Origin of the sequence: Nostoc sp. NMS7, from assembly GCF_017115085.1 — a bacterium.
Taxonomy (GTDB): domain Bacteria; phylum Cyanobacteriota; class Cyanobacteriia; order Cyanobacteriales; family Nostocaceae; genus Nostoc.
The window spans coordinates 1-17,563 of record NZ_JABXKJ010000145.1 but is presented as its reverse complement, the minus strand read 5'-3'; the positions used below and the strand labels follow the sequence as shown (position 1 = coordinate 17,563).

The window sequence follows — 17,563 nt, the reverse complement described above, 5'->3', positions numbered from 1 at the left end:
TTTAGGTGAGAGGAATACGCAGTCGCCGACCAATTTGGGCAGTCAATTCATCAGGGTGCATGGCGTTGTTGGCATCGCATAAATGCCAGAAAAGTTCCGGGTTATTAAGATAATTTGCAGTGATATTATCTAGGCGATCGCCTTCGCTGACTAGATGTTCTTCAATAATTTCAAACCTTTGTGATGATGGTAAAAATCTGCGCCGGAGATAAACGATAGTTTGATTTGATGCTGTTTGACAGGTGGCAAGTTCTATATCGTGGTAACGACTGCTTATAGGAAACATTTTACTCTTTTTTAGGTGATAAATAAAACTTTATTTGACTTAGTGATGATTGAGAAACTTGTAGATTAAACAAGCAATGATCGTAAATAGGCAAATTCATAAAAAAGAGGCAACTGTTTTGATAGCAGTTAGTCCCAAATTTATCTTAGCGAAAACCTCTTTTTGCTTCTGATAAACTCTGAACAAACTGCTGCCTTTATGGTCAAATCTCAAATCATTTGTGCTTAATACTTGCATACCTAAATTGACTTTGGCACGAATGGGATTTAGCCTGGGGTCAAATGCTTCTTCGGTAATGCTCAACTCAGACAGGCGTACTGGCATAACACGATTTATGCCCCATATAAATACAGTTAGATCAGCCTCAATTGGTAATATTTCTAAAATACCTGTACGGGCGAGTTTATTGTTTTTTTGTATCTGGCTGCTTTTAGGATAGATAAGGGTTTCTAAGGCTGCTAATTGGGAGTATATACCACTTACCACCGTTACTGGGTTTTTTGCGGGAAACTCCAGTTGGTCTGTAGCGTCAATTTCCGCCTCTAGTTGAATTGTCTCCATCGGTGGTGCAACCAGACGCAAAGCTTCGAGGCGATCGCCTCCTTCTGAACCCGCACCTCGTACCTGTAAAGTGCGTCTGAGTGTTTCGGGATTGTATTGCAGTGTAATTATGCCCTTGGGGAAAAAGCTAACAGCATCAAGCAAGACAATCGTTCCTTTTAATAAGCGTGGGGCACCGGGAAAGCTGGACATAAAATTCTTCCTAAATCATTTGTGGTTTTTGGTACTAATCCCAATTCTCTAAAATTAAACAACAGATTCAAACCCTGAAAATCTTGCATTTATTAATTACGAATTAGGTTGCCGAGCGAAGTCGAGGTACGAATTATAAAGCATTACCTCTCTAATAACTTTTTTCAAGTACCTTTTGCTTTTGTATTTGTAGTAGTAAAAATTCCCGTGCCAATATATACGGGAATTGGGTCTGGTATCGCTGGTGATACTGGTGTTGGTGGTACTTGGGCTGGCAGAATAACTTGAAATTTCGCTGTGAAGGTACTACCTTTGAGCAATACTACTTTTCGCCTAGATTTAACCTTTCTGGCTCTTTGATTGATGGCTAAGGATTGAATGGAAAGTATTCCTGTACCGGGAGTGACATTCGGCGGACTCGTATAAGAACAACCAGGAACCAAAACTTTTTTCTCGTCACCATCAATGCAAATGGTCTTTTTGTTAACTGTTGCTCTGCCAGTACCAGTTAAGATGCCAGGACGTACTACAACTATTGCTTTTCCAAAGGTAGGGTTGAATATGGCGCGATCGCCAGTAATCAGAATAAAATCAGGCATTTGTTTATTGGTGAGAAAATTAAAGTCTTTCTAGAATCTGTTATGCACCTTACAAAGCTACTGCGATCGCACTCTTCAATTGCCGTAACTTTTAATTGTCGCAGGGTGGGTGTCTTAAGATATCACTTGCGTTACCGACAAGATTAGCGATCGCACGTTTATCAAATTTCATGAGCGATCGCAGTTGGTTATTTTGCTTTAATGACAATGGTTATTGTTTCGTAGCTTTGGAAATAATGACTAGACCAGTAACCGTGGAAAGAATTTTTTCCGCTACCGATGGTATACATACTTAATTTCGCATCTGTATTTCTATCAGTCGTAGAACCACCAGCAGCAAAGACCTCCATAGTAATGTGATCGCTCCCGTCCACTCCAATTACACCCGCAGCGTGGAAAGGAGATCGCTTGCTAGGCTTGGTTTCCCAATCTGTGTCCACAATTACATATGCATTATCTTTTTGAGCATTTGCATTCTCATTTATAGACCCTGAAGACAAATCTTTAGCTTTTTTAGCTATTTCTATATTGATTCCCTCCTTCTGACCAAACACGCGTTTAGTTATGGTCTCTTTTGAATATGTAGATGTTCCGTATTGTAAAATTTTTCCATTGACAATTTCCTCTGCGGTATGGAGACAATCATCTAAATATTGATTTTTTGGTTTATAGCTTGCATAGGTCTCGTTGTTGAAATCATAAGTAGAATTACTTACCCTAATGCAATTACTTGGCTCACTTGTAGCATAAATTGTTGGGGACTGAATAGGTTCTTCGGGTAAAAAGTATTTCCCCTTCTCTGATAAAGTACCTGTGACATTTGTATTATCAATTGTGAATGTTTTAGCCGTGAAACGTTGAATAGGTTTTGAATTCTGTGTTTGCTCATTTTTGCTATTCGTGTTTAATTCCACGGAAGTTTGGGTATAACGTTGAATGGGACTTATCAACGACGTTGCATTATGATGGGCTTGCCCTGTCACCTGCTGCTGTCTTTGCTGCCCGGCATCGTCACCCTGCTGTACCACATGAGTCAACTCATGGGCAAGTAACTTCTGCCCCCCTCCACTCCCTGGCTCATACGCTCCTTGCCGAAAGAACACATCCTGCCCCGTGGTAAACGCCTTCGCCTGTATTGACTGATTCAACCGATCAGATTGAGAGTTCGCGTGAATCTTCACTCCACTGAAATCAACGCCGAACGCCTGTTCCATCGGTTGCCGAATATTGTTCGCCATCGGCTGTCCGCCACCCCTTGCCTGATTGATCGATGCTTCAAGGTCTAGCGTAGCAGCCATCCCACCATCACTAGACATACGCTGTAATATTGGCGACTTCATTAGTCTTACTTCGTTATCTTTTGTCTCCATCTCCTCTGGCTGAACAGTTTCATCTTCACCTGACCGCACAGACACAGGCGCATTTATTCGCTGCACCCCCTGCGCCGCTACCCGATCCGCTTCCTGTTCGTATTTATCCTCCACTGGCCTAACCATCAGCTTCGCCATAATCTGCTGTGGTTTAGTTGTGGTGATAGGCACTCGGCTAAAGTCTTTGGAAAAAGCCAAATTACTTAATGGCTGTGCTTCTTTATCATCTGTTGATTGTACTCCTGCCTCCGAAACCGAACGAACGGCGGCACGCTGTAAAATGCCACTCGCTTTGGATGCCTCACGTTCCTTCTCCTTCCATCTATTTCCCGATGATACACTTGCTAGAGATAGGACTTCGCTTGTTGTCCCGATCATGTTGATGAAATCTCTAAATTGATTTATTACTTCGTCTCGTGAAAGTTCTGTGCTTTTCATCCATTTAGTGACTTCATCAGGATCAAGTCTAAAACCCATATGCTCGTAAAATCCTTTAGCAGCAGGTGCGGCAGAAGTGATTTTCATAATATCTTTGCCTGCTTGCGCTGCTTCTAAAGCCGCATTTAGCACTAAAAGTGAGCCTAAGCCCGATCCCTGCTCTGGATGTGATTCTATGTGGTCTATATATAGGGCATCCTTTGGAATAGAGAATTTCATGAATCCGTAAACTCTATCATCTACGCGTGCATCTATTCTTGTGTTCGTCACATTGACTTGAACTGTTTGCTCATTATTATTTCGGTTTTCATAGATAGCGCGTTGAACAAGTTGTTGTTTGGAAGCTAATGTGATACCAATCGCCTCTTGCTGAACAGCTTTACTTTGCCCTGACGGTTGACGAGAAGGTGCATTGATACGACTCACAACGTCAGTTGCAACTTTATCTGCTTCCTGCTCGTACTTATCTCCCACTGCGCCAATCATCAGCTTCGCCATAATTTGCGGCTGTTTAGTTGTGGTGATAGGCACTCGGCTAAAGTCTTTGGAAAAAGCCGAATTACTACTTAATGGCTGTGCTTCTTTATCTTCTATTAATTGCACCCCTGTCTCCGAAACCGAACGAACAGCAGCACGCTGTAAAATTCCACTTTCTTGGGGTTTATCACTTTTTTGCTGCCGATCGCTTTGTGCAATTATTTTACTAGTCATGGTTTCATTCCTCGATATACTGTTTGTGCAATTTGTTGCGCCATTTGGGTAGGATTAGTTCCAGGCTTTACTTGAATAGCACCACTAGGTACATGAGGCACCACCCCACCTGAGAGCCATTTATCTGGTACACCTTCTGTTCTCAGCAATCGCGCCAATTCAGTCTCCACCAACCCTTGCAACTTCCGCCCCTGACTGGGAGAAATAGACATTCCCTCTAAAACCAGCTTTTCTATATCAATGTTGATATTCATACCGTTACCCCCGTAAGTACTGAAACCCGAAAATCCGCCTCATTCACAGGTCGATCTAATTTGCGAAACTCTGTCCGCACTGCTGCTAACACCAACGCAATTGTCACAGGTGTACCCGCTTGCGCCGCCAAAAAAGCTGCATTCAAGGCCACATTGTGGATACTTGCACCTGTCAAATTCAGACGTGCCAAGCGGCGAAAATCTAAATTCTCAGTTGGTGTCTCTGGTGGAAACACCTTCTCCCACATCACCTGACGTTCAGCAACACCAGGAAAGGAAAAATTAACAATAAAGCGCAAGCGGCGCATAAAGGCATGATCCAGCGAACTCTTAAGATTGGTTGCCAAAATCGCCAAACCGCGATATCCCTCCAACCTCTGCAACAGATAATTCACCTCAATATTCGCGTGGCGGTCATGACTATCTTTCACCTCAGAACGTTTGCCAAATAAAGCATCCGCTTCATCAAAAAACAAAATCGCCCCGCCATCTTCCGCCGCATCAAATAAACGACGCAGATTTTTCTCGGTTTCTCCTATATATTTATTGACCACCGCCGACAGGTCAATCCGATAGAGATTGAGTTGCAAATCATTAGCAATCACCTCTGCTGCCATCGTCTTCCCCGTCCCGCTTTCCCCCGCAAACAAGGCGCTGATGCCCATTCCCCGATTCATCCGCTTGTCAAAACCCCAATTTTGATAAACTTGGCTGCGCTGGCGGATCTGATCAGCAATTTGATGCAGCAAGTTTGTCTCCTCTGGTGCTAGAACAATATCATCCCAAGTTGCTTTCGGGTCAAGGCGTTGAGCTAAAGTATCCAACTGCGGACGAGTACTAGCAAGACAAGCTGACCACAAACAATTCGGGATTTCAGGATTGGGTGTTTCAGCTAGCACTTGCTGGGCAATCTGCTCAATTGTGACTAAATTGAGGTTAAACTGACCAGTCAAGAGTCGCGGACTAATATCCGCCACGGTTCCTAATGCTTCGCTCCAAGTTGCTTTTTGTTCTGTGGGTGTTGGCTTTTCAACATCTACAACAATTGTGGACTGACCCAAGTTTTGCCTAATTTCACGAGTGCTAAGGAAAATTAGACCACCACTGCGGGTAAGAAACCGATGCAAGGGAAGTGCTTGTCCTTCTGTAGCAGGTTTATCATCAAGCTCTTGAGCATCTAAATACAGCGCAAGCGGCAATAGCAAGCTTTCTCGATGCCACAAACGGGCAACTGTCTCTAACTCTCCTGCCTGAGTTGGCAATAGTTCCACTGACAAACGATAGACATATCTATCTAGTTGGGCTGCTACTTGTTGGGCTATTAGTTGCTTGCTGAGGGAATCTGCCCCTATTAGGTGAATAACTGGTAAACGTTGTTCTCTGTGCGTTTGGCGCAGTTGTTGAATAATGGTTTCGACAACAGTCTTTTGAGATGGCGGTAATTTTACATCCCATTGTTCTGTTTCTAGTGGCATTAGTAATGATACCAAGCGATCGTCTAAAGAATTTAATCCTTTGATATAATTTAATACTCGCTCATCCACCCGTAAACCACTGCTAGTAAGGGGTTGAACTCCCGACTGATGAATTTCAATCAATCGCCAGTAACGCAAAGGGCGTTCCCAAGAAAGGGCATCCCAGGCTGGTTCATCAAATAAGGATAAAGCCAAGGCAAAGGTAGGGTAAGGCTGGTGAGCATTATCGAAAGCTTTAGCACAAAGACGCGCCATACCTGGATCTAATTCCATTGCAACGCATAACAGCAAAATCTCTTGTTCAAAATCAGACAGACCTAACTTCTGGCTCAACAGAATCAGCGCCGGGAGTGGATTCATCCCCTCAGTCCTTGGCTTTTCTGTAATCTCAGCTATCTCACTATCAGCTAACTGTGCAAACTCACACAAACGCCAGCATAACCAAGCCAGTGCATTCGCTAGATATCCTTCGTTGTTTGGCATCCAGGAATCAAGGTTGCTCATAAAATCACCACCTTCTGATTCTGGTCGAAAACAGGCGGTGTCACTGTGCGATCTACCAACAAGCTATCTACTCCATCAATCCGCACCCGCACAAAATACTCACCTGATGTAACACCTGCAATCCGAAACTCCAGCCTGTCTGTTTGAGTTGGATGTGGTTGAGCCAGAACTTCGCGATCGCCTAACAATAATGCAACCCTTTGTCTTGGTCGCACTTGGGGGCTTAAAATCAAAGTGAGCGTTAGTTCGCCATTCGCGTCTAGTGTTGCCTGTCGTGGTATAGTATCTAAGATTTTTGGTGCTAAAGCAAAAGATAATTCATTAGTAGTCCGACTTGGTTCGCCAGTCCGCGTTACTCCGACTACAACGGTATAAAAACCCGCCGCCCAGTTTACAGGCTGATCAGGTAATTGGACTCTAATATCTGTTGCCGTTCTCGTAGCTATTGGTGGCACTTCCAGAGAAATTTCTAACCGAATATTTGTAAAATATATAACTACATTTTCAGCGTCTAAGTGAAAACCATTAAAAATCAGAATATCACCCAATCTGGCGCTAGCTTGCTGGTTAGGCAATTGAACAGAAACTAATGTGGGTAAGGCCGATGACAAATCTGACTGAACAATTGGCCCGCGATCGTCAGATTGACGTTTAATAATCGGTAGCGGAGTTTTAGCAGGCTGGCTGTTTTCAATCAGCACCACTGACACTTCATAAGCAGCTGAAACCCGATAGGGAGCTTGAAAAGTTGACCACAGATTAAATACTTCTTCCACAGATAGCGGTTGATAAACAATTCGCACCTGTTCCTCCTGTTGATCAAGGTCATACTCTGGAGGATTGGTAATAGGCAAGGCTGCTGTAATATCAGCAGAAGTAATTATAGGATGATCATTAAAAACACTCATAGCCACACCTAATAGCCGATGACTTGTGGGTTCTGGGAAGTCATCATTCTGGGCGTAAGCAGTCAGTAGGTAATAGAGGTTCAACGGCAAAAGCTGCTGTCCTGTTTCACCAGGCTTCACTTGAGAAGGAATATCCATATTCCGCCAAGCCGCGTTGATCTGAGTATCGTAGAGAAACAGATTAACTTGATCGCCACTACTAACAGTATGATCTCCCACTTTATCCAATGGCCGTGTCGTCACAGTGATTCTACCAGAACTCTCAACATCAAACCTTTGCTGTAACAAGTGACGCAATGTGATCGTGACAGCAGCTATGGCTAAGGCATTGCTCATCGTTTACCTCCCCCACGTCGGTGCAAGTACTCATTCAAACTCATCACAGACGTTGCTGGACGGGGCTTTGTCCGAGGTAGAGGAGGTACCGGGGCTGTGCTGCGAACTTCCAACCGACCAATTGTGACTTGAATAACAGGTGGTGTTTCCAAATGCTCTGAGTCTCGCTTTTGGTCTTTTTTGCTACTAGTCGCAATTACCGACAAACTTTTTACAGTCATGTCACTGATTGACCCAGAAAGCGGTCTTAAATCAGATTCCTCTAATTGCCTAAAGTATGAAGACTGCACCCTATTTTTGTCCCTTTCCGCATACATGGAGAGGTTAGGAGGCGCATTTTGGGGCAATATTAAGTTATCAACTGGGCTGGAAACTATACCTTCATTGGGATTAGTCTTCTGGATATCAGTATGTTTGTGATAATTCGTATTATGGTTTTGTGAGCCAACTTCCTGAACAGAAGCTTCATTTCCACGAGAATCAGACAAGTGAGAGTCAGAAAAGCTGACTTGCGGTTGTATGTCAGTTCCGGCAGTTGAAGGATGTGAAGCAGGAGTTGGCGCTGGTATTATATCTGAATGAATAGCAGCTAGCTGAGTTGCAGGTTGGGAAGTGACAAATGATGGTAGATTATCTCCGAATGATGCAGTAGAACTGTTTGTCTGAAGCGAAGATAGTTTGGGAGATGCATCTGTTACCAGTGGCTGGATTGATAAAACGTTTTTGTGGACAAACCTCTGAGGAATTTCTGGCAGAGCAGACGCAAGTTTAGAATGTGGTAGTCTAACGTTTGTTTGTTTGTCAATTCTGGGTGTTAAGGTCTGTTTGTGTGAATTCGATAACGTCCTGTCAATAATCGGTGCGATCGCTTGTAGCGAATCTGGACTCTGTGTGTTGGCAAAGCCTGTCGTAGACATCGCTGTTGGTTCTTCTAAAATCTGACTTAAAATCTGACTGGATAATATTTCTGAACTGATCAACTTTTGCACTGGAGGAGATGAAATATTCCCAGTTATTTGTAGTGGTTGCTGTTGTGGCAATTCATTCACAAGTTGTTCCTGTAGGTGAATTGCCGTATTTGAGGTGGGAGTAATAGTTTCTATTGCTAGCGCAGGTGTTAAAGGCAATACTTGAGCAATATCAGATGCGTTGGCAAAGCCCGTCGTAAACATCGCTGTTGCTTCTGATTGAAGTTGAAGGGGAGATAGTTCAAAACTTTCTACCTGTGGTGACAGAGAATGGGTAAAAACTTGATTAATTTCTGTTGGTTGCTTATGTAAGTTTTCAGTTGCAAATTTGTCCTGTTGTAGAACGCTAGGGATTGATAGGATAGTGCTGGTTTCTGTTTGCACTTGAGTGGGAGATTGTGGAAGATGCAGTACCTGTGGTGAAGTATGACTTTTCACGGGTTCTGCAAAACTTCTATCTTGAAAAGCTTTGCTAGCCCTTAGCATTGGCTCCGCCATCGCCAGAAACCTCCGCTCAAACTTTTCGCTCTCCAAACCTCTCTTCTGCAACTCAAGAGGCTTTAAATTCTCTCCATTCCCTAGTAGGGAAGCTTGATTGGGGATTAGGTTTCGTGTTGACTTGTCCATATAATGTGAAAAGTCAGATGGTGAGGTATAAAGAGAAGCTACTCGATTAATTTCAATTGGTTGGTTATTGAATGATTGAGTTGTAAGTTCTCCCAATTTTTCAACAACTAACCTTGAGACAGGAGTATTATTTTCCTTGGCGATCACAGTCCTGAAAATTGTAGTATTTAGACTTGGCTGCGAAAATGTTTTCTCTTGAGGAACGAATGAAACTGTTAAATTTTCATCAAAATATATTTGCAAGTCTGGTTTTAAAGGTGACTGTAAAGATAAAGCTAAAGGATTAATTTCAATTGGTATTGGTTGTTCAGATAAAGATTTAGGTTGAGGCTGACTCTGCTGATCAATTGGGTTTGAGAGAGAAGTATTTGATTCTGTGGTGAGTACAGAAATGACACGACTCGATAGAGAAGGCTTTGTTTCTGCTACAGGTGGAGGCTTCAACGGATCTGAGTTGGGAGAAGATGCTACTTGATTTGTAGCGGGTGAAATCATTTCTAATTCTGAAAAAGGTTGAGTTAGAAATTGTTTCCGACTTCTTAGCTCTGGTGATTGAACGGAAGAAACAACTGAATCAATGTCCGTTAGTTGTTTGTGTGCTAATCGAGTAGGAGCAGTGATTGGTGGAGGATTGTTTGTTTCTAGCTCTGTGTTTGGAGTCAGCAGCAGATTATCAGTGGTGACTTGACTTAGTACTGACTCTGGGAAAGGCTCAACGAGGGATAATTCAAAGTCAGGCTCCTCTGCCAAATTAGGAGTTAATTCTGGTATTTGTCGAGAAGACTGAAGAGGTGTTGAAGTTAAATTAGTTGAGAGCGGGTTCGTTATCTCTTCAAATATTTGCCCTATTGTTGTAGGCGATCGCGACTCCAAAGACTGTATACTCTCAAAGTTGGGAAATTTCTCTGCTTCGGATGTTGTTTCCAACTCAGTCTCTTCTGTGGTCATCGATGACTCCCAGTCAAGGGTAGACTCTGGTAACGGTTCAAAGACTGATAACACAAAAGGTTGAATTGTATCAATCAAGTTAAAGCTTTTAGCTACTAACTGGTAAAGATAATTGCTCATCAGCCCGCCACCATTTCTAAATACAATTGCCGCCGTCTAGGACTCATCGCCAAAATATCAGCTTCACGCCAACCGTAATTAACAGCCAAAGTATGCACCTCTCGCAAAACTCGAAATGCCCAAGTGTGAATCTCAGCCCAAAAGAACGACACAATGTCAAACAATGATTGCCATTGGTGGTTGCAAGTGGAACACGAGATATCGATTGGTACATTTGCTTGAGGATCAACCAGAGCCATCTGGGTAATAATTGCATTGATCACATCAGATGGCAATTGCTGAAACGGCAGACATTCACCGTCACTCACGGCTGCTAAAATACATCGTTCCAATAAAATCTCTTGGGCAATCTCTGGCTGTGTATGTTCAGCGATCGCTATCATATCTAAACTGTTTGGTAGACGAAAACTCACCTTATAATCAGCAATTTCAAGACAATATTTCTCTACTGGTTCAAGTGACAGTGATGCTACACGCATATCTGCAACATCAAAATTAAGTTCCAAGACTTCACCACAGCTTGGACAAGTCACTTGACTAACTAGTTGCGAACCAAATGTCCACTCTCGTAATGTCAGCAGCATGGCATCGCGCTGACCGAGACTGAGTTGAGTAAGGATATCTATGGAGGTTTCAGAACAAGCACTAGCTAGTAGCTTGATTGCTTTAGACCAAGATGGCTGATTACGTCCCCATTCCCAGATATTTAACAGTTCCGAGGCTGATAGCGATCGCATAATTAATTTCCTGCTGGTTGAACAACTAAATCATGATTAACTCGGCTTAGTTAATCATGAAGCCCGTTCCCAACCTTCGTTTTCTATCTTTATATACTCGATAGCGACAGCATTAGCACTCGCATCCAGGTCTGGTAAAGCTTGATATTCCGAAACCCAACAACCAAAAACGTTATATGAAGTCACTGGCTTACTAGCTTCATCACGAACCTCAATGATAATATCTTGACGGAAATCTGCTAGAGACACTTCTGGACTACCACCAAGCGCCCAGACTTTGTTTACCCATTTTTCAAAGTCAGGATCTTTAGTAATACCTCGTTCTAAGGTAATAGCATCATACTTACTTTGTCCTGGAGACTTATAGACAGTGCTAGGGTCGCCACCTGTGCGGTGTTCTATTACCTCAGTTGTTCGCTTTAGACTGCTGACTTTACTTACCCCAAGCACTTCCTTACCATTGATTCTTACAACAAACTTAAAGTTTTTGTAGGGGTCAAAACGCTTACCTGAAATAGAAGGCATATATTTCTCCTTAAACTGCTATTTGGCCGGCTATTTGCTGAATCTTGAGAATGACAAATTCAGCAGGTTTGAGAGGAGCAAAACCAACAATGATATTGACAATTCCTAAGTTAATATCATTTTGGATTGTTGTTTCCTTATCGCACTTCACAAAGTAAGCATCTTCCGGCTTACGACCTTGAAAAGCTCCTTGAAGGAAGAGAGTATGCATAAAAGCGCCAAGATTCAAACGAATTTGGGCCCACAATGGCTCGTCATTTGGCTCAAAGACAACCCATTGCGTACCGCGATAAAGGCTTTCTTCCAAGAAAAGTGCAAAACGGCGAACCGGAATATATTTCCAATCATCGGTAAGACGGTCATCTCCACGTCGCGTCCGCGCTCCCCAAATCACACGACCAAAAGCTGGCAGAGTTCGTAAACAATTGATTCCCAGAGGATTCAATTCCCCATTTTCTGGATCTGTTAGAGGTACACTCAATTGTGGTACACCAGTCAATGTTGCTTCTGTACCTGCTGGAGCTTTCCACACACCACGTTGAACATCAGTACGAGCAAATACACCAGCGATCGCACCACAAGGAACAAATTCTTCTATTTGATTATCTCGTAAGGGATTTGGCTGTTTGATTCTGGGAAAGAAAACAGCAGCATAACTAGTCGGTTCACCAATGTTCTGAAGATCATTCTTTGCTACATCCTTATTAGTCCAATTACTAGGAGGATCAATGATAAAAAATGCGCGGCGATCTCTACAAAATTCAGCAGATGAATCTACTAAAGAGTCATAATCTATATTGTTATCGGCTTTATAGGGTGGAATACAAAGGATATTAAAGAGGTCGGCTTTATTTAAAGCATAAAGACCCTCTTTATTTCCTTCCTTATTTGACCCAGTGAAGTCGTTCACATCAAGTTCATCACCATCTGCACCGCTATTTTCTTCAGCTTTGGTGTTTGTATCGTTATCACCCCACAACTTTTTATCCGATGCTGGTTGGGCATGAGCAGAGGGTCTTTCTGTTGGCAGAGGTCCATTTCTAAATCGAACTAAATAAGACTCATTTGACAAGACTTTATCTACTCGTCTTGGGTGATTCGGAAGCACGGATACATTCCGAAATACTTCCTGTTGATCTGTACTATTATCCAGAACTGTAATGTTGAATAGTTTTTTTGCCTCTGCGTCACGTATTACATTAGTATCTACGTATTCAATCCGCACTTTTAAAGCATTTCCCCAGTTGCCTTCATTTGCTGCTTCTAAGTTGAGACTATTAACATTTAATTGTGCCTTCTTAGCTGTCGGTTCAGCTTGTGCTGGAGCTTCACCTTCTGCCGGCTTAGACTTGGAGTGAGTGAGTCGGACGATGATTGCTTGGCTACCACCGTTGAGATAAAAGTCTCGTACAGCATAGCCAAGGGTACTATTTAGCCACAATCCTCCAAAAATGCGTTCAAAGTCGCCATAACTATTGATAGTAATCGGCTCGTTTACAGGGCCGCGTAAAGAACGACCAATAAAAGCAGTGATAGAGGTAGATACGCCTGTAATCGTGCGTACACCGCTAGGGATTTCCTCTATGTAAACGCCTGGATAAGTTGGTTGTGTAGGCATTGTTCATTCTCTGGTTAAGCATTTAGAACTTGCAAATTGACAAAATAGTCAACTTTTAAATATGCAAATTGGATAATATTTTTCTTCCCAATTTACTTAAAATTAGATAGCTGCTTCTAAGAACTAGATACCTGCTTCTAAGAAGTTTATTGAGTTCTTTAAAATTTTGATTTCTCTGATGGGGAGATGCCAAATGCAATAGCACAGCGTAAAGCCTTCTTTTTTCCCTTGGCGCAGCGTCTCCCAAAGGGAGACGCTAGTGGTACGAGAGGCAACTCTTGGAGAGGCTACGCGTAGCTTACTTCCCCGCTGGGGTACGCTTAGAGTGGGTAAGTCGTTAACGAACTTCCGACTGTGGAAAGAAATAATACGACAAGGCAAGCATTTACTCTTTTAGAGCCGCTACTCGAACGGCAAAAGAACAATTTAGAGTCCGATGACCCTTGTTAACTGTCAGGTTAATACTATACCAAATTAGATGAACTTAACCTGTACATTGGGGATGATATTTCATCAGTATATTTGCAATGTTAAATTAATCAATGTATGCGACATTATATTGTTTGATAAAATGTTCACTTTCAAACCTAGATTTATTTGGTTACTATACAGTTTGTTCTCAAAAAGCTTTCCAAATGCTTCTAATTGGTCTTATTATCGTCAATGTAACAACCAGACGTTTGAAATCGAGTATATACGATAGTCTGATTGATGGTTGAGTTGTATAAGTTGATTAAATACGACACAAAAAGTAGTCAAAATAATTTCTCAATATAACTCTTTTGAGAAATTAACCAAGAAAGCGATGCCTACGGGGGGCTACGCCTACGCATCAGTAGGCTACGGGACAGTGGCAAGCTAGAAGCAACAGCAGACGGAGTTTTGAAGTGTTTGGGAGAATTTAAACGCCCATATTTGACTGAGTTTGAGGAAAGGCTTCTGCGTTTTATGGAGCAGGAATGCAAAATTCTCGATTAGCCTCGGCTCATGTAGTAGTTGGGGTATGAGTAGCATTCATGCAGAAAACCGAGTTAAGAGATATTACATAAGCAATACAAGCATTTTTAGAAGCTGAAACCCTTATTTTCTCGTTGAGCAGTGACTCGACGATCAGCAGAGTGTCAATGACCTTGGTTATCATAAAAATCTTTATCTAATAAGGCTTTTAAGCTTAACTCGGTTTTCTGTTCCGATGATGATGCTGTTGGCGAAATATTTCTTTACATTTGAAAACCCTACAAATGCTAAAGCGAGCAGAGGAATAAGGAAAATGGGATGATGTTAATCAACAAGCATCTACCATCACCTGCGGTGAACGAGGAACTAGAAAGCCTTAATGCACAAGTAGAGAATCTTCAAAAAGAAAATTCCACACAGAAGGAACGCTCCGCAGTTACTTTTGTTCATAACATTGTGGATTTTGAGGCGATACGCGATCGCATTTTATTTAAATTAAAGTTGGGGCGGCAGGCTTCTGGTTATAAAACCGCCCAAAAAGCCTTAAATAGAATGATTGCAGAACTAAAACTTTTGGTTGACAGTTTCTAAATCACCCAAAAAAGCTGTTTCCAAGGAAAAATTCAAAATCTTCCAGACGGTTTTAGCCATTCCCCTAAATTTACCTTGAACTACCACCCTGCTCTAAAAACTCTATTTTTATGCGATCGCCCAAAATCGGGACGAGAGTGCATTCGTATTACAGCCTGGAACCCCTATTAAATCGTTCAGCTTTTTTCTAACTCAATTTCAAATGGGCGAACCAGGAGTATAGGTGCTTGGTTTGATTGAAAATGAAGGCTGGATGCTGGATCGTTGCGTTGTTTTGCAACTTGCGATCGCCCCGTGATCGATTACGATTATTTTTGCGAAATTGACAAGTATTTATTTTCAATAAAGCATGAGTTTAATTACTACTCCTAAAGGATGAAACTTGCAGCTATTTGTAATAATATCAATTCTCTGTGAAGCTGCACATTATTTTGACCCTTCCCAACCTCCGCGATACTTTGGTGAGGTTGGGAGGGGTTCTTTCTATGCATCTTCATACAGAATTGGTATAACTTAGTAAAAATACGTTTTAATTAAGTAGAACGACTCAGAAAAACCGAACTATGTGAAGAAAAATTAACTATGCTATAACCCTCTTCACTCCTGCCTTCTGCCTCCTCGCTTCTGCCTTGTCTTAACGATAAATATTCACCCCGACCTACTTAAAATTTCTAATTGCGATAGAAGACTGCAATATAATTGCATAAATCTAGTAGTGAAAGTATTAGTACGAGGAGCAAAGAGAAATTGTTTTTAAAAGCAATGATCTTTTAAAAAAGGTTTAAATAGTGTGTGAATTGTATAACTTCTACTAAAACGTTCAGTATCCGCTCAATAAATCGGGGTAGTAGAAAAAATAAAAAGTAGATAGATGCACATAGCGTCGTAAAATATATGACATGGCGCAAAAGTAATCTCCAGAAAAACAAGTAGAGGCATTGTTGCAAACCATCGACCCATCAAAGTTTGCAGATGAATCATTGCGGCATACATTAACTATTCTGCTAAACGTAATAGAGCAGCAACAATTAAAGATTAAAGAACTAAGTGAAGAAAACCAAAAATTACGGGACGAAAACAATCGTCTTAAAGGTGAACAGGGTAAACCAGAGATAAAGAGCAATAAGTCTAAAGGGTTCAAGAGTAATCATTCATCCGAGAAAGAACGACACACTCCAAAAAAACATACTAAAAGTAGCAAAAATAACAGTATAAAAGTAGACCGGACAGAAATTCTTGATTATCCATCGAGTGAGTTACCGCCTGATGCACAGTTCAAAGGCTACGAACAGGTAATCATTCAAGATATTTCACTCTTAACGGATAACGTATTATTCCGTAAAGAAAAATATTACTCGCCAAGTGAGGGAAAAACATATTTAGCATCTTTACCACCTGGATACGATGGAGAGTTTGGTCCAGGAATCAAGGCTTTAGTGATGAGCCTATATTATGGTGGCAATCTGACTCAAGGTAAATTACTGGAATTTTTGGAGAATATTGGCATCTCAATGTCCGCAGGCTATTTATCAAATCTACTAATTAAAAACTCAGGCGATTTTGAAGCCGAATTTAATCAAGTCTATAGATGTGGGTTAGAAAGTAGCTCTTGGTAACACATAGACCAAACAAGTGCCCGTGTTAAAGGGGTAAATCATACCACAAATGTAATTTGTAACCCCTTTTACACAGTCTACTCAACTACAGCGAAGAAAGACCGACTAAGCGTAATTGGGGTCTTGCAAAACACACAAGAGCTGGAATACGTTCTGGGGGAGCTTACCTATGAGTTGCTCATCAGCTTTAATGTACCAACTAAGTGGCACAATCAAATTAAATTATTGCCTCAAGATACAGTTTTTACGCAATCAGAGTTTAATTTATTGCTAGATACGTATTTAAGCAAGCTAGGTGTTGAACACCGCACTCGTGTTTTAGAAGCTGCGGCAATTGCGTTCTATCATCAGCAATCTGAAATACCAGTGGTAGAATTTCTGGTCTGCGATGATGCACCCCAATTCAAATTAATCACAGATAATTTGGCTTTATGTTGGGTACATGAAGCAAGACATTATAAAAAGTTAAGTCCATTTGTGGGTTTTTATCAACAAACGTTAGACAAATTTTTAGGGAAATTTTGGGATTACTACCGAGAATTAGTAGCTTACAGAGATTCCCCAAACCCAGATACAAAACAGGAATTAAAGTCTAAATTCTGGAAGCTATTTGGTACTGAAACTGGATATAAACAATTAGATGAGCGAAAAAAATTAACAGCAGCTAAAGAATCCGAACTGTTGCTAGTCTTGTCACATCCAGAATTACCGTTGCATAATAATCCTGCGGAATTAGCCGCTAGGACTATGGTGCAGCGACGCAAAATTAGTTACGCAACTCAAACGAATGAGGGTACTAAGGCGTGGGACATTTTTATGTCTCTTGTTACAACTACTCGTAAATTGGGAATCAGCTTCTTCGAGTACATACGTGACCGGATTTCTCTCTCTTGTAAAATCCCCGAATTGGATACTATTATTCGAGAAAAATTCTCTCAATCCTCAAACTTTATAATATAGCGTTTGCATTCAAATAGAATGCCTGCGTTAGAAGAATATAGTTAACTCTCATGAAATTGGATGTTAGCAAGTCTTTTTACTTTTATTCGCTACCCCGACTTATTGAGCCGATACTGAATTTGCACAATCTAGAAACTGCTCTGGGTCACGAACTGATAGTTGGAATGGGACGGTTTGTGTCATCCAAAACGATTGAAGTAACAACGGTTGACACCACTCGCTTACTCACCGCAGAACGGTTCTTTATCAATACAGGCACACG

The 17,563-nt window shown here is 41.6% G+C and carries 14 protein-coding genes and 1 pseudogene; 4 read left to right on the top strand and 11 right to left on the bottom strand.

The features are described 5' to 3' along the window. Position 1: 1 nt before the first annotated feature. The 11 genes from HWQ38_RS14885 to HWQ38_RS14835 all read right to left on the bottom strand — a co-directional run bounded on the left by HWQ38_RS14885 (position 2) and on the right by HWQ38_RS14835 (position 13,177). Entirely contained in the window at positions 2–286 is a 285-nt protein-coding gene (locus tag HWQ38_RS14885; RefSeq protein WP_292794750.1) for a LysM domain-containing protein, read from the bottom strand. Between the two features lie 96 nt (positions 287–382). Next, the gene (locus HWQ38_RS14880; RefSeq protein ID WP_292794748.1) at positions 383–1,039 is read right to left on the bottom strand and encodes a hypothetical protein; all 657 of its coding nucleotides are present in this window, start codon (positions 1,037–1,039) and stop codon (positions 383–385) included. Between the two features lie 164 nt (positions 1,040–1,203). Beyond that, complete coding sequence (locus HWQ38_RS14875) at positions 1,204–1,638, bottom strand: hypothetical protein (protein ID WP_292794747.1); 435 nt, start codon at positions 1,636–1,638, stop codon at positions 1,204–1,206. Between the two features lie 188 nt (positions 1,639–1,826). Then, positions 1,827–4,157, bottom strand: a complete 2,331-nt coding sequence (locus HWQ38_RS14870) for a DUF4157 domain-containing protein (protein WP_292794745.1) — start codon at positions 4,155–4,157, stop codon at positions 1,827–1,829. Further along, entirely contained in the window at positions 4,154–4,411 is a 258-nt protein-coding gene (locus tag HWQ38_RS14865; RefSeq protein ID WP_292794743.1) for a hypothetical protein, read from the bottom strand. Before HWQ38_RS14865 ends, HWQ38_RS14870 begins: the two co-directional genes overlap by 4 nt. Next, the gene (locus HWQ38_RS14860; RefSeq protein ID WP_292794741.1) at positions 4,408–6,390 is read right to left on the bottom strand and encodes an ATP-binding protein; all 1,983 of its coding nucleotides are present in this window, start codon (positions 6,388–6,390) and stop codon (positions 4,408–4,410) included. The genes HWQ38_RS14865 and HWQ38_RS14860 overlap by 4 nt, the downstream gene beginning before the upstream one ends. Continuing rightward, positions 6,387–7,634 carry a DUF4255 domain-containing protein gene (locus HWQ38_RS14855; protein WP_292794739.1) on the bottom strand — a complete coding sequence of 416 codons (1,248 nt, stop codon included), beginning with the start codon at positions 7,632–7,634 and terminating at the stop codon, positions 6,387–6,389. The genes HWQ38_RS14860 and HWQ38_RS14855 overlap by 4 nt, the downstream gene beginning before the upstream one ends. Then, a complete protein-coding gene (locus HWQ38_RS14850; protein WP_292794737.1) occupies positions 7,631–10,297 on the bottom strand; it encodes a hypothetical protein in 2,667 nt (888 codons plus the stop codon). The genes HWQ38_RS14855 and HWQ38_RS14850 overlap by 4 nt, the downstream gene beginning before the upstream one ends. Continuing rightward, a complete protein-coding gene (locus HWQ38_RS14845) occupies positions 10,297–11,034 on the bottom strand; it encodes a phage baseplate protein (RefSeq protein ID WP_292794735.1) in 738 nt (245 codons plus the stop codon). The genes HWQ38_RS14850 and HWQ38_RS14845 overlap by 1 nt, the downstream gene beginning before the upstream one ends. Positions 11,035–11,088: 54 nt before the next feature. Then, on the bottom strand, positions 11,089–11,559 hold the full coding sequence (locus HWQ38_RS14840; RefSeq protein WP_292794734.1) for a phage tail protein: 471 nt from the start codon (positions 11,557–11,559) through the stop codon (positions 11,089–11,091). 10 nt (positions 11,560–11,569) lie between these two features. Next, positions 11,570–13,177 (bottom strand): phage tail sheath C-terminal domain-containing protein, encoded by a 1,608-nt coding sequence (locus HWQ38_RS14835; RefSeq protein WP_292794732.1) that lies wholly within the window; start codon positions 13,175–13,177, stop codon positions 11,570–11,572. Positions 13,178–14,452: 1,275 nt separating this feature from the next. Between HWQ38_RS14835 and HWQ38_RS14830 the strand changes: the two genes are divergently transcribed. The 4 genes and pseudogenes from HWQ38_RS14830 to HWQ38_RS14815 form a co-directional block, all read left to right on the top strand. After that, on the top strand, positions 14,453–14,725 hold the full coding sequence (locus HWQ38_RS14830; protein ID WP_292794730.1) for a hypothetical protein: 273 nt from the start codon (positions 14,453–14,455) through the stop codon (positions 14,723–14,725). Positions 14,726–15,666: 941 nt separating this feature from the next. Next, positions 15,667–16,341 carry a hypothetical protein gene (locus tag HWQ38_RS14825; RefSeq protein ID WP_292794728.1) on the top strand — a complete coding sequence of 225 codons (675 nt, stop codon included), beginning with the start codon at positions 15,667–15,669 and terminating at the stop codon, positions 16,339–16,341. Between the two features lie 123 nt (positions 16,342–16,464). Further along, positions 16,465–17,301, top strand: a complete 837-nt coding sequence (locus HWQ38_RS14820) for a transposase (RefSeq protein ID WP_292794726.1) — start codon at positions 16,465–16,467, stop codon at positions 17,299–17,301. A gap of 50 nt (positions 17,302–17,351) precedes the next feature. After that, a pseudogene (locus HWQ38_RS14815) lies at positions 17,352–17,563 on the top strand (hypothetical protein); the annotation flags it as partial.

Coding starts and splice junctions, on each gene's coding strand:
- HWQ38_RS14830 (WP_292794730.1), top strand. CDS start 14,453: ATGATGTTAATCAACAAGCATCTACCATCACCTGCGGTGAACGAGGAA.
- HWQ38_RS14855 (WP_292794739.1), bottom strand. CDS start 7,634: ATGAGCAATGCCTTAGCCATAGCTGCTGTCACGATCACATTGCGTCAC.
- HWQ38_RS14875 (WP_292794747.1), bottom strand. CDS start 1,638: ATGCCTGATTTTATTCTGATTACTGGCGATCGCGCCATATTCAACCCT.
- HWQ38_RS14860 (WP_292794741.1), bottom strand. CDS start 6,390: ATGAGCAACCTTGATTCCTGGATGCCAAACAACGAAGGATATCTAGCG.
- HWQ38_RS14885 (WP_292794750.1), bottom strand. CDS start 286: ATGTTTCCTATAAGCAGTCGTTACCACGATATAGAACTTGCCACCTGT.
- HWQ38_RS14865 (WP_292794743.1), bottom strand. CDS start 4,411: ATGAATATCAACATTGATATAGAAAAGCTGGTTTTAGAGGGAATGTCT.
- HWQ38_RS14880 (WP_292794748.1), bottom strand. CDS start 1,039: ATGTCCAGCTTTCCCGGTGCCCCACGCTTATTAAAAGGAACGATTGTC.
- HWQ38_RS14870 (WP_292794745.1), bottom strand. CDS start 4,157: ATGACTAGTAAAATAATTGCACAAAGCGATCGGCAGCAAAAAAGTGAT.
- HWQ38_RS14835 (WP_292794732.1), bottom strand. CDS start 13,177: ATGCCTACACAACCAACTTATCCAGGCGTTTACATAGAGGAAATCCCT.
- HWQ38_RS14850 (WP_292794737.1), bottom strand. CDS start 10,297: ATGAGCAATTATCTTTACCAGTTAGTAGCTAAAAGCTTTAACTTGATT.
- HWQ38_RS14845 (WP_292794735.1), bottom strand. CDS start 11,034: ATGCGATCGCTATCAGCCTCGGAACTGTTAAATATCTGGGAATGGGGA.
- HWQ38_RS14840 (WP_292794734.1), bottom strand. CDS start 11,559: ATGCCTTCTATTTCAGGTAAGCGTTTTGACCCCTACAAAAACTTTAAG.